The sequence below is a fragment of the Mycobacterium saskatchewanense genome, assembly GCF_010729105.1.
Taxonomy (GTDB): Bacteria; Actinomycetota; Actinomycetes; order Mycobacteriales; family Mycobacteriaceae; genus Mycobacterium; species Mycobacterium saskatchewanense.
The window spans coordinates 3,961,716-3,974,467 of the sequence record NZ_AP022573.1 but is presented as its reverse complement, the minus strand read 5'-3'; the positions used below and the strand labels follow the sequence as shown (position 1 = coordinate 3,974,467).

Here is a 12,752-nt window from a genome sequence, read left to right as displayed (position 1 = left end):
CTGCCAGCCCGTGTGATCTACATCCCCCGAGTCACCGGTTGACAACGACTCCACAGCGACTTGGCAACAACGGTGTTGCCGCAGCTCAGGATGCGAATAGCCGACATAATCCACAGCCCGCTGCGGTATCCTCGCCTGCACGCGTTGCGTGACACACCGGGGAGTCGAAAATCCAGCAGTTAATGATGCGCCTGAGCCGCAGCCTGCGCCGATATCGCTGGTTGGTCTTCGCGGGCTGGTTGCTGGCATTGGTGCCGGCCGTCTATCTCGCGATGACGCAATCCGGGAACCTCACCGGAGGTGGGTTCGAAGTCGCCGGCTCGCAGTCGCTCGCGGTGCACGACCAACTCGAGGATCTCTACCACGATCAGGGTGCGTCGTCGTTGGCGCTGGTCGCCGCGCCCCGGCCGGACGCCAGCTACCAGGACATGAACGACGCGGTGGCGCTGCTGCGGCAGACCGTCGGCGAGTTCCCCGGCATCACCGAGGCGCCCAACCCCACCCAACGGCCACCACAACCCGACCGGCCGTATGTGCTGTCGCTGAGGTTGGACGCCCGCAACGCCGGCACCAGCGACCTGGCCAAGCAGCTGCAGAAGAAGATCGGCGTCAACGGCGACCAGCCCGGCCAGACCGCCAACGGCCGGGTCCGGCTATACGTCATCGGGCAGGGCGCGCTGAGCGCCGCCGCGGCGGCCAACACCAAGCACGACATCGCGGCGGCGGAGCGCTGGAACCTTCCGATCATCCTGATCGTCTTGCTCGCCGTGTTCGGCTCGCTGGCGGCCGCGGCGATCCCGCTGGCGCTCGCCGTCTGCACGGTCGTGGTGACGATGGGCCTGGTCTACCTGCTGTCCGAATTCACCACCATGTCGGTGTTCGTCACCTCGACCGTCTCGATGTTCGGCATCGCGCTCGCCGTCGACTACTCGCTGTTCATCCTGATGCGGTTCCGCGAGGAGCTGCGGACGGGGCGCGAGCCGCGCGACGCCATCGACGCCGCGATGGCCACGTCCGGTCTGGCGGTGGTGCTGTCGGGCATGACCGTGATCGCCTCGCTCACCGCGATCTACGTGATCAACACCCCGGCGCTCAAGTCGATGGCCACCGGGGCGATCCTGGCCGTCGCGGTCGCGATGCTGACGGCGGCGACGCTGACGCCCGCGGTGTTGGGAACGTTCGGTCGGGCGGCCGCCAAGCGGTCGCCGCTGCTGCACTGGTCGCGCAAACCCGAGGCCACCCAGTCCCGGTTCTGGAACCGCTGGATCGGGGCGGTGATGCGCCGGCCGTGGATCTCGTCGCTGGCGGCGGCGACGATCCTGCTCGTCATGGCCGCGCCGGCGGCGTCGATGGTGCTCGGCAACAGCCTGTTGCGCCAATTCGACTCGTCCCACGAGATCCGCGCCGGGGTGGGCGCGGCCGCCCAGGCGCTCGGGCCCGGCGCGCTCGGTCCGATCCGGGTGCTCGTCACCTTCCCCGACGGCGGTGCCGCCTCACCCGAGCACGCCCAGACCATCGGCGCGATCCGCCAGCGCATGACCCAGGCGCCGCACATCGCCTCGGTGAGCCCGCCGCAATTCGCCGAGGACAACGGCAGCGCGCTGCTGTCGGCGGTGCTGTCGGTGGACCCCGAGGACATGGGAGCGCGGGAGTCGGTGGGGTGGATGCGCGCCCAGCTGCCTAAGATCCCCGACGCGGGCACGGCGCGGGTGGACGTCGGCGGGCCGACGGCGCTGATCAAGGACTTCGATGACCGGGTGTCGCAGACCGAGCCGCTGGTGCTGCTGTTCGTGGCGCTGATCGCGTTCGTGATGCTGCTGCTGTCCATCCATTCGGTCTTCCTGGCCCTCAAAGGCGTGCTGATGACGTTGCTGTCCGTCGCGGCCGCCTACGGCAGCCTGGTGATGGTGTTCCAGTGGGGCTGGCTGCAGGATCTCGGCTTCGCGCACATCAGCTCGATCGACAGCACGGTGCCCCCGCTGGTGCTGGCGATGACCTTCGGGTTGTCGATGGACTACGAGATCTTCCTGCTGACCCGCATCCGGGAACGCTTCCTGCACTCCGGGAACACCCGCGACGCGGTCGCGTACGGCGTGAGCACCAGCGCCCGCACCATCACCAGCGCCGCGCTGATCATGATCGCCGTGTTCATCGGCTTCGCGTTCGCCGGCATGCCGCTGGTCGCCGAGATCGGGGTGGCGTGCGCCGTCGCGATCGCGGTCGACGCGACCGTGGTGCGGCTGGTGCTGGTGCCGGCGCTGATGGCGATGTTCGCCCAGTGGAATTGGTGGATCCCGCCGTGGCTGTCCAGGGTCTTGCCGTCCGTCGACTTCGACCGGCCGCTGCCCGAGGTCGACCTCGGCGACGTGGTGGTGATCCCCGACGACATCTCGGCGCTGACGGCGCCCACCGCGGACCTGAAGATGGTGCTCAAGTCGGCGGCCAAGCTCAAGCACCTGGCGCCCGACGCCATCACCGTGGCCGACCCGCTCGCGTTCTCCGGTTGCGGACGCAACGGCAAGACAACCCTGTCCGGCCTGCAGTCCGGCGCCCTGGGCCGCGGGCGCGGCCCCGCGCAGATCCCCCACCAGGTCAACATCGACGACGACACCGCGGGCATCGCGGTGGGCCGAAACGGCGGCAACGGTCACGGCCCGGCCCACCCGGGGAGCAAGAAGCTGGTCGGCGCCCGGCCGTCGCGGAACGGCATCGCCCGGGTGATCGCCGGAACCGACCGGCCCGTGCACCCCGTCACGCTGTGGCGGGGCCGGCTGTCGGTTGCCATCGAAGCGCTGCAGACGGGCAGCGATGACGACGACCAGCCGAAGTACGAACGGCGCAGCCCGGTGGAGACCACCCACGTGCAGCTGCCGACGGGCGACCGGCTGCAGGTCCCCACCGGCGCCGAGGCGCTGCGCCTCAAGGGCTACCTGATCATGTGCCGTAACAGTCGCCGCGATTACGCCGACTTTGCAGACATGGTGGACACCGTGGAGCCCGAGACCGCCGCGCTGGTGCTGGCCGGCATGGACAGCTATTACTGTTGTCAATCGCCCGGGCGGCAGTGGATGGCCAGCCAATTGGTGCGTCAGCTCGCCGATCCCCATCCGCGCGATCTCACCGACGATCCGGGCTCCGACGCCGAAGACGAGGCAGACTGGGAAGAAGTCAGGCAACGCTGCCTGTCGGTGGCTGTGGCAATGCTGGAGGAGGCGAGGTGACGTTGGCATCCGACCGGCGCCCCGCATCGCCGCCCCAGCGGCCCGCTGCGGAAGCGAGCAGGCCCGAGCCCGACCAGCCGGTCGAGTTCTGGCCGACCTCCGCGATCCGCTCGGCGCTGCAGGGCGGTGACATCGACACCTGGAAGCGCATCGCGGCCGCGCTCAAGCGCGACCCGTACGGCCGGACCGCCCGCCAGGTCGAAGAGGTCCTGGAGGGCACCCGCCCGTACGGCATCTCGAAGGCCCTGTGGGAGGTGCTGGAACGCGCCCGCACCCACCTGGAGGCCGACGAGCGCGCGGAGGTGGCGCGCCATGTGCGGCTGCTGATCGACCGCTCCGGGCTCGGACACCAGGAATTCGCGTCCCGCATCGGGGTCTCCGCCGACGAGCTGTTCACCTACCTCGACGGCAGCGCCAGCCCGGCGGCCTCCCTGATGATCCGGATGCGCCGGCTGTCGGACCGGTTCGTCAAGGTCAAGTCCGCGCGGTCGGCCGAATCGAACTGACCCGCCTAGCGGGAGTTGACGGGCAGCACACCCGAGACCAGCCAGTCGCTGCCCCGCTTGGTCAGCGCGACCCGCAGCGCGGGCGCCGCCTGGCTGGGCGGCTGGCCGGGCGTCGTCTGGGTCACCCGCAGGATCACCGCCACGCTCGCCGCCGTCGGCCCGATCGCCTCGATGCCGGCCGACAGCGTGGCCGCCTCGGCGGTGACGTTGTGCTGGGCCAGCTCGGCGCTGCCCTTGTTGTATTGGTCCCTGAACGCCCCCGCCTGGTCCGGGACCATCAGCGCCGTCGCCCGATCGATCGCGCTGGCCGGGGCGCTGGGGCTGAACGACGCCATCGCTTCCGCCACGTCGGTGGCGATGTGGACGACGTCCCGGGAGTCCCGCCTGAAGTCGCGGTCCGGCCTCGTCCAATGCAGGTAGCCGGTCACGACCGCCGCCGACACGGCGGCCGTGCACAGGACGGCGACGGCCAGGCGCAGCCCCGGGGCGTCGTCGTCGGTGCCCACGCTGACCGAATCGCGGCGCAGTAGCCAGAAATCGACCGCCATGGCTTCGACGATCAGCAGGATCAACACCGAGCACGCCGACACCCACCACAGCGGCCAGGCGAGGACCACGCCGATCGCCAGGAGGGCCGCGATCGCGGCCAGCGGGGCCACCGCGTCGAAGGCCAGCAGCCGCAAGATGTTTCTCAGCTGAGCCCTCACCTGATCGACGCCAATCCGGAGACCATCAGCTTGCCGTCCACGTCGGACACGTCCAACCGCAGATTCCAGTGCACCGTCGTCGGCTTGCCGCCGGCGTTCTCGCTGATCGACGTGGCGACCAGCAGCACCGAGTCCGTGCGGCTGGCGAAGGGCGGCAGCTTGGTGGTGACCACATCTTTCGGCTTCCCGCCACCGGGCTGGGTGTCCAGTTCGTGGTGCACCGACTCGATGGCCACCGCCTCGATCCGGCCGGTGCTCTTGGCCTGCAGCTTCTGCACCACCTGGCGGTAGGGCTGGACGGCCGCGTCGAAGTCGGTGTTCAGCTCACCGACCGTCCCGTCGTGCAGCCGCTGCAGGCTGGCGTCCACGTTGCCGCTGTTCATGTTGATCAGCACGTTCGTCCATTCGGCGGCGGACTCCATGACGCGGGTGAGGTACGAACGCTCGGCCTCCTCGTCACGGTGTCCGGACCAGATGAAGACACCGAGCGCGACCGCCGCGACCGACAGCAGGCCGAGGGCGGCCGACGCGACGCCGTAGCCGGAAAACATGGCTCCGCCTGCGGGTTCGGACGCCGAATCGGCGCCGGCCGGTTCGTCGTCGGGGGGTGGCTCGGTGGGGTCGCCGTCGGGCATGGCCCGATCGTTGCACCCAAATGAAGATGGAAGGATGGCGGGGTGACAGTAGAGGCCATCCGCTCCGGTATCGACCTGAGCTACGTCGACGCAACCGCCCGCCCCCAGGACGACCTGTTCGGCCACGTCAACGGCCGCTGGCTGGACGATTACGAGATACCGGCCGACCGGGCCACCGACGGCGCCTTCCGTCACCTCTACGACCGCGCCGAGGAGCAGGTCCGGGACCTGATCATCGAGGCCAGCGAGGCCGGCGGCGCGCCGGGTACCGACGCGCAGCGCATCGGCGACCTGTACGCCAGTTTCCTCGACGAGGAGACGGTCGAACGCCGAGGCGTGCAACCGCTGCTGGACGAGCTCGCCTCGATCGACGGGGCCACGGACGCCGCCGCGCTGGCCGCAGCGGTGGGTGCCCTGCAACGCACCGGGGTGGGCGGCGGCATCGGCGTGTACATCGACACCGACGCCAAGGACTCGTCGCGCTACCTGGTCTACCTCAACCAGTCCGGCCTCGGGCTGCCCGACGAATCGTATTACCGCGAGGAGCGGCACGCCGAGGTCCTGGCGGCCTACCCCGGGCACATCGCGCGGATGTTCGCCCTCGTGTTCGGCGAGGATCAGGGCGACCACACCGACACGGCGGCGCGGATCGTGGCCCTGGAGGCCAAACTGGCGGCCGCCCACTGGGACGTGGTCAAGCGCCGCGACGCCGAGCTGAGCTACAACCTGCGCGCTTTCGCCGATCTCGAGGCCGAAGGGGCGGGCTTCGACTGGGCCGGGTGGGTGCGCGCGCTGGGCAGCAGTCCTGAGGCGGCCGCCGAAGTCGTTGTGCGCCAACCCGATTACCTGACCGCGTTCGCGACCCTGTGGGCCGGCGAGGACCTGGAGGACTGGAAGTCCTGGGCACGCTGGCGGGTGATCCGCGCGCGTGCGCCGTGGCTGACCGACGCCATCGTCGCCGCGGACTTCGACTTCTACGGCCGACGGCTGACCGGGGCGGAGCAGATCCGGGACCGCTGGAAGCGGGCGGTGTCGCTGGTCGAGAACCTGATGGGTGACGCCGTCGGAAAGCTGTACGTGCAGCAGCATTTCCCGCCGGAGGCCAAGGCGCGCATGGACGCGCTGGTGGAGAACCTCAAGGCGGCTTACCGGCAGTCCATCAACGACCTGGACTGGATGACGCCGCAAACCCGCGAGCGGGCGCTGCGCAAGCTGGAGAAGTTCACCGCCAAGGTCGGCTACCCCTCGAAGTGGCGCGACTACTCCGCGCTGCAGGTCGAGCGCGACGACCTCTACGGCAACTACCGCCGCGGCTACGCCGTCAACCACGACCGCGAGGTGGCGAAGCTGGGCGGCCCGGTGGACAGAGACGAGTGGTTCATGACGCCGCAGACCGTCAACGCCTACTACAACCCGGGCATGAACGAAATCGTCTTTCCCGCGGCCATTCTGCAGCCGCCGTTCTTCGATGCCGAGGCCGACGACGCCGCCAACTACGGCGGGATCGGCGCGGTGATCGGTCACGAGATCGGGCACGGCTTCGACGACCAGGGCGCGAAGTACGACGGCGACGGCAACCTGGTCGACTGGTGGACCGACGAGGACCGCACCGAGTTCGGCGCGCGGACCAAGGCGCTCATCGAGCAGTACGACGCCTACACGCCGAGGGGACTTGACGCGAGTCACCACGTGAATGGCGCGTTCACCGTCGGCGAGAACATCGGCGACTTGGGCGGGCTGTCCATCGCGCTGCTCGCCTACCAGTTGTCCCTTAATGGACAAGCCGCCCCCGTCATCGACGGCCTCACCGGCGTGCAGCGCGTGTTCTACGGCTGGGCGCAGGTGTGGCGCACCAAATCCCGTGTGGCTGAGGCGATCCGGCGGCTGGCGATCGATCCGCACTCGCCGCCGGAGTTCCGGTGCAACGGGGTGATCCGCAACATCGACGCCTTTTACGAGGCGTTCGAGGTGTCCGAGGGCGACGCCTTGTTCCTGGAGCCGCGGCGCCGGGTCAGGATCTGGAACTAGGTCACCCGGCCGGGCACAGTTCGATGCGGGCGGGAACGTGCTTGTGCCAGGGCGTGCCGGCGTAGGGGTCGCGCCACCGGGTGGAGGTGAGCGCGTTCGGGGCGACACCCGGAACGACGGTCTGCCCGTCGGGCCCGACGTAGTCGAGGCCGAAACCGTTGGGCAGGGCTGCGTGTCCGGCCAGCATGGTCTCGGTGACCTCGACGGTGGCCTCCGCGCTGCCGGCCGCGGTGCTGATGCGCGCCCGGCCCCCGTCGACGAGCCCGAGGTGCTGGGCGTCTTCGACGCTGACGCGCAGCGCCCCGTCGGTGTCACGCTTGCGCCAGGACGGGTCGCGGATGATGTCGTTGGCGGTGTAGGCCCGCCGCTCGCCCACCGACAGCACAATGGGAAACTCCGCCGTGGTCAGCCGCAGTGGCGCCTCGGCGAGTGCCCGCAGGTCGGCGAGCATTTCGGGAATCTCCAGCGCGATCTTGTGGTCGGCGTGGCCGATCAGCGCGAAATCGTCCTCGTAGTTGTGGGCGGTGAACACCACGCCTGACGGGCTGTCCAGGATGGCGTCGAACAGCGCGTTGCCGTCGGCATGGCCGGCCCGGCGTACGGCCTCGGGGTAGGTCATCGCGACCTTCTGGGCCAGCCCCCAGACGGCGGCCGCGCCGGCCATGCCGTCGGGCAGCGTCGGGCCGAGCGTCTCGTAGAGCACATACGGAACCAGCCGCGCCAGAGTCGGATTGGCGGACACCGCGGAGAGGAACGCCTCGGCGTACGCCTGACGGCCGCGTAGGGCGGCCTCGCGCAACGGACGCAGGTCCGCGTCGTCGACGACGCCGAGCGCCCGCACCAGCCGGGCCCAGATCTCCGGTTCGGGCAGCGTGCCCCCCAGCGGTTCGAGCAGCGGCCGCCGCAGGTGAAAGCCATTGTGCGGGAACTCGAAATTGAAGAAGGTGGCCTCGGGCTTCTCGTATTGCGACGCGGCGGGCAACACGTAGTGCGCCAGCCTGGCCGTCTCGGTCATCGCCACATCGACGACCACCATCAGCTCCAGCGATCGGAACGCCTCCCGGCACGCCGTCGAGTCGGCCAGCGAGTGGGCGGGGTTCCCGCTTTCGACGATCATGGCCCGGAACCGGTCCGGGTGATCGGTGAGGATTTCCTCGGGCACGACGTTGGACGGCACCAGGCCGGCGATGATCGGCGCGCCGGTGACGGGGGTGCGGCCCGACACCGTGCTGAACAATGACGCCACCGACGAATGCAGGTGCTGCCCACCCTTTTTCGCGAAGTTGCCGGTGAAGATCCACAGCAGCTTGTTCAAGTAGGAGCTCAGAGTGCTGTTGGGCGCCTGCTGGATGCCGAGGTCTTCGAACACCGCGACGCTGGCGGCGGTGCCGATGCGCCGTGCCGCGGCCCGCACCAGCTCTTCGTCGACCCCGCAGCGCAGCGCGTAGTCGCGGACCGAGACGTCGCGCAACGCGTCGCGCACGGTGTCGGCCCCGCGCACATGTTCGGCGAGAAAAGCCTCGTCGCACAGGCTTTCCTGAACGAGGACGGCAGCCATCGCGGCCAGGCACCAGGCGTCGGTTCCGGGGTGCACCCGCAGGTGGAAGTCGGACATTTTCGCCGTGTCGGTGACCACCGGGTCGATCACGATCATCGACCGGGCCGGGTCCTTGGCGATCTCGTTGAGCACCACGCGCGCCCGGGGGAAGCTCTGCGACATCCATGGGTTCTTGCCGACGAACACCGCAACCTCGGCGTGCTCGAACTCGCCGCGGGTATGGCCGCCGTACAGGTGCCCGTCGACCCAGGCCTCGCCGGTCTTCTCCTGCGCCAACGCATTCGACCGGTACTTCGACCCCAGCGCCTTCAGGAAGGCGCCGCTGTAGGCCCCGCCCAGGTGGTTGCCCTGCCCGCCGCCGCCATAGTAGAAGATCTTGTCGCCGCCGTAGGTGTCACGGATATGCCTGAAGCCCTCGGCGATCTCGACGATCGCGGTGTCCCAATCGATTTCTTCGTAGGTGCCGTCGGGCCGGCGGCGCATCGGCGATGTCAGGCGGGCCCGGTTGTTCTGGTAGTGGTCCAGCCGCAGCGCCTTGTTGCAGGTGTAGCCCTGCGACGCCGGATGGTTCTTGTCGCCGCGGATCTTGGCCAAATGGCCGTCCTCGACTTGGACGACGATGCCGCAGTTGCACTCGCAGAGGATGCAGGCGGTGGGCTGCCATTCAGCGGTCATCGTCGGGGTTCCTTCCCAGGGCGGCCAGCAGCGAGCTGCGCAGCTGACGGTGGATGAGATCCAGGGGCGCCACGTCACGCCGGACCCGGGCCAGCACGATCGCGCCCTCGATCGCCGACGTGGTCAGCATCGACAGTTCGGCGGCGGTCTCGGTCGGGATGCCATCGGAGACGAGGCGCTGGGTGATCTGGGACGTCCAGCGGTCGAACACCGCCGTCGCGCGCTCGATCACCGGGGCCATCCGCTCGCGGTCCTGCTCGTCACCGGATTCGACGGAGACCGCGACAACCGGGCACCCGGCGCGGAAGTCGCTGTCGAGCAATTGGCGGCGGTACTTGCCGATCAGCGTGTCCAGCAGTTCGAGGCCACTCTCGGCCGCGGCGATGACGGCGCCGACGTGGTCACCGGCGTAGTCCACCGCCTCGCAGAGCAACTGGGTGCGCCCACCCGGGAAGTAGTGGTAGGCGGACCCGCGCGGCGCGCCGCTGTGCTGCAGCACGTCCGAGATCGCGGTGGCGCGCGCGCCGCGCTCCCTGATCAGCAGCGCGGCCGAGACGACCATCTGCTCGCGGTGGCTTCGCATCGCCGCTCCTCGGCCGGGGGTATGTATGATGCTATACATAACCGCCGGGCGCGCGGAAGGCCCTTCCGCACAGAGCGGGAGAGGGCTAGTTCATCCAGTCGGCGGAGCCGTCATTCTTCGGGTAAGGCCCACCGCTCGAGTTCTTCACGACGATCACGTCGCCGGGGCCGAAGTTGTCGAAGAACCACTTCGCGTTCGAGGGGCTGATGTTGATGCAGCCGTGGCTGACGTCGCGCTTGCCCTGGTCGTCCACCGACCACGGTGCGCTGTGCACGAAGTCGCCGACGTTGTCGAACCGGACGGCCAGGTCGACGGTCACCTTGTAGCCGTACGTCGAGTTGACCGGGACCCCGTAGGTGGAAGAATCCATCACCACCGACGGCATTTTCTCCTGCACGTAGTAGGTGCCGTTGGGGGTTTGGTGATTGCCCGCCGACATGCCCATTGACATCGGGATGGTCTTCTCCACCGTGCCGTTGCGGGTCACGGTCAGCTGGTGGGTCGTGTCGTCCGCCGTGGCGATCAGCGCGTCACCGGTTTGGAAGCTGGTCACGGTGCCGCCCGCGTCGACGGTCACCGCGGTGTGGGCGGGCCAGAAGCTCAGCGGGCGCCAGCGCAGCTGCGTCGGGGTCATCCAGTAGAACTTGCCCGGCACCGGCGGGGTCGACATGACGTGGACGGCGTCCATGGCCGCGCCGGCGTCATCCACGCGGGCGGGGAAGTTGACGATGATCGGCTGCCCGACACCCACGGTCGAACCGTTGACCGGGACGATCTTCGGGGGGCCGAACGGCGCGACGCCGGTGAACGGGCTCGGGTTCTGCCCGGCGGCGGGACCCGCGGCGACGGGCTGGCCGAGCGGCGGCAGGAAGGGAGGCGGCGCCAGCGGGTTGGGCGGCGGGGGCGCCGCGAACGGGTCGGGCGGGGGGGAGGGCGGCCCGGGCGGGACGGCCACCCCCGGATCACCGGGAGCCGGGTCCGGATCCGCCAGCGCGGTGCCGGCGCTCAGCACCAACACAACGGCCAACCCGGCTGCGTTCAGAGCGGCGAAGAAGCGTCCCCTCGTCCAGCCCGACATATGCATCCCTCCAGACACGTCCTGGAAATAGTTTGGCACAGCGCGGGAACCGGCTACCCGGTCCGCGGCCCCCGCCGGACCCGTTTAGGGTCGCTGACCTGCCGAGCTATGAATCACGTGAGCTTGCCGGCGCAACGTCGAGCACCTGCCGATTGGCCGCCATACCGGCCAGCGCCGCGGCCATCAGGCCGGCCGAAGCGGTCAACATCAGGGCGATGCTGCGCTCGTAGAGAAGACCGCCCACCAGCGACCCCGCCATGATGCCCACCTGGAACGCCGTCACGTACAGCCCCGACGCCCCGTCGGGGTCGTCGACCCCGCTGCGCATGGCGGCGGCCTGCATCATCGGCGACACGGCCGTCGCCATCGCACCCCACAGCACGATCGCGCACGTTCCGATCAGCACGGTCGCCACGACGGGCTCGCCCCCGAACGCCAGACCCGTCAGCACGGCGAACACGACGGTCAACCCGGCCATGCAGAAGATGATCGCCCCGCGGGGCCGGCGGTCCAGCGGTCGCGCGACCATGCCCACGGCGACCACGCCGGCGGCGCCGTAGGCGGCCAGCACCCAGGCCAGGTTCGCGCCGCGCACGCCGACCACCTCGCGGATGACCACGACGATGTAGGTGTACGAGACGAAGTGGCCGGTGACGCCGACCATCGTGATGAGGCTGAGGATGATCAGCCGGCGGTTGCGGTGATGCCGGGCGCGCGGGCCGACGCAGGCGAGCTGGTCGTTGCTGAGCACCATCGCCGGCAACAGGAGCCGGGCGGCCACCGTGACGACGGCCGCCGCGACCGTGACGCTGACCGCCGCGAGCCGCCAGCCCCACATCAGGCTCATGGCGGCCGTCAGCGGGCTACCGATGACGAGGGCCAAGCTGGTCCCGATATAGATCGACATCGTGGCGCGGCCGGCATGGCTGGGCGGCACCAGCCGGGTGGCGAACGGGGCGATGACCGACCACAGCAGCCCGTGGGTGACCGCGCAGAGCACCCGCCCGGCGGCCAGCACGGCGAAGTTCGGGGCCAGCGCGGAGATCAGCTGGGAGGCGGTCAGGCACGCCAGGCTCACCACCAGGGCGCGCCGCCGCGGCCAGTGCGCCGTCCAGCGCACCAGCGGGAAGGTCGACAGGGCCGCCACCAGCGCGTACCAGGACAGCAAGGTCCCGACGAGGACGACGCTGACGTGCAGGTTCCGCGCGATCGAGGACAGCGCGCCCACCGGCAGGATTTCCGCGGTGACGTAGGTGAAAGCCGCCGCGGCCAGCACGGCCAGCTGTGCCGCGATGCGTGGCGTCCACGTTCGCGTGGCAACAGTGGTTTCGGCTGTCATGGCAGTCATAGGTCGGTTGCGGGATGGGCCGGCAATACCGCCGACACGACCACGCTGCCCCTACGGTACGCACCGCGGCAACGGGTTCATGCATTCTTTCGTTTCAACACGCCCTAGGCGATCAGGAACGAACCAGCCGCGCGATGGCCGCGGAGGCCTCGGCCAGCTTCTCGTCGGCCTGGCCGCCGCCCTCGGCGACCGCGTTGGTGACGCAGTGGCTAAGGTGCTCGTCGAGCAGGTTCAGCGCCACCGAGCGCAGGGCGCTGTTGACGGCGCTGATCTGGGTGAGGACGTCGATGCAGTACTTGTCCTCGTCGATCATCCGGGCGATGCCCCGCACCTGGCCCTCGATGCGCCGCAGCCTCTTGGCGTAGTTGTCCTTCTGCTCGGAATATCCGTGCGCGGTCGTCATTCTCCTAGCT

Annotated in this window: 10 protein-coding genes; 3 read left to right on the top strand and 7 right to left on the bottom strand. The window is 69.6% G+C overall.

The annotated features are described in order from the left end of the window. The first annotated feature begins 182 nt into the window (after positions 1 to 182). Together G6N56_RS18710 and G6N56_RS18705 are read left to right on the top strand one after the other, a co-directional pair. On the top strand, positions 183 to 3,221 hold the full coding sequence (locus G6N56_RS18710) for an MMPL family transporter (protein ID WP_085258030.1): 3,039 nt from the start codon (positions 183 to 185) through the stop codon (positions 3,219 to 3,221). After that, the gene (locus G6N56_RS18705) at positions 3,218 to 3,727 is read left to right on the top strand and encodes a transcriptional regulator (protein ID WP_085258029.1); all 510 of its coding nucleotides are present in this window, start codon (positions 3,218 to 3,220) and stop codon (positions 3,725 to 3,727) included. Before G6N56_RS18710 ends, G6N56_RS18705 begins: the two co-directional genes overlap by 4 nt. 5 nt (positions 3,728 to 3,732) lie before the next feature. Here G6N56_RS18705 and G6N56_RS18700 read toward each other — a convergent pair whose 3' ends face one another. Then, positions 3,733 to 4,422, bottom strand: coding sequence for a hypothetical protein (locus tag G6N56_RS18700; protein WP_085258062.1), 690 nt, complete (start codon positions 4,420 to 4,422; stop codon positions 3,733 to 3,735). A gap of 8 nt (positions 4,423 to 4,430) precedes the next feature. Next, complete coding sequence (locus G6N56_RS18695) at positions 4,431 to 5,069, bottom strand: hypothetical protein (RefSeq protein ID WP_085258028.1); 639 nt, start codon at positions 5,067 to 5,069, stop codon at positions 4,431 to 4,433. A gap of 42 nt (positions 5,070 to 5,111) precedes the next feature. On the opposite strand from G6N56_RS18695, the gene G6N56_RS18690 reads away from it, so the two are divergent. Further along, on the top strand, positions 5,112 to 7,097 hold the full coding sequence (locus G6N56_RS18690) for a M13 family metallopeptidase (protein ID WP_085258027.1): 1,986 nt from the start codon (positions 5,112 to 5,114) through the stop codon (positions 7,095 to 7,097). A 1-nt stretch (position 7,098) separates the two neighbouring features. Here G6N56_RS18690 and G6N56_RS18685 read toward each other — a convergent pair whose 3' ends face one another. From G6N56_RS18685 to ricR, 5 genes are all read right to left on the bottom strand, one after another. Continuing rightward, positions 7,099 to 9,330 carry a molybdopterin-dependent oxidoreductase gene (locus G6N56_RS18685; RefSeq protein WP_085258026.1) on the bottom strand — a complete coding sequence of 744 codons (2,232 nt, stop codon included), beginning with the start codon at positions 9,328 to 9,330 and terminating at the stop codon, positions 7,099 to 7,101. Continuing rightward, on the bottom strand, positions 9,320 to 9,913 hold the full coding sequence (locus G6N56_RS18680) for a TetR/AcrR family transcriptional regulator (RefSeq protein WP_085258025.1): 594 nt from the start codon (positions 9,911 to 9,913) through the stop codon (positions 9,320 to 9,322). The genes G6N56_RS18685 and G6N56_RS18680 overlap by 11 nt, the downstream gene beginning before the upstream one ends. Before the next feature lie 85 nt (positions 9,914 to 9,998). After that, complete coding sequence (locus tag G6N56_RS18675; protein ID WP_163645139.1) at positions 9,999 to 10,991, bottom strand: L,D-transpeptidase; 993 nt, start codon at positions 10,989 to 10,991, stop codon at positions 9,999 to 10,001. A 106-nt stretch (positions 10,992 to 11,097) separates the two neighbouring features. Beyond that, on the bottom strand, positions 11,098 to 12,339 hold the full coding sequence (locus G6N56_RS18670) for an MFS transporter (protein WP_408632628.1): 1,242 nt from the start codon (positions 12,337 to 12,339) through the stop codon (positions 11,098 to 11,100). A 112-nt stretch (positions 12,340 to 12,451) separates the two neighbouring features. After that, complete coding sequence (gene ricR, locus G6N56_RS18665) at positions 12,452 to 12,742, bottom strand: copper-sensing transcriptional repressor RicR (protein WP_085254422.1); 291 nt, start codon at positions 12,740 to 12,742, stop codon at positions 12,452 to 12,454. Positions 12,743 to 12,752: the final 10 nt, after the last annotated feature.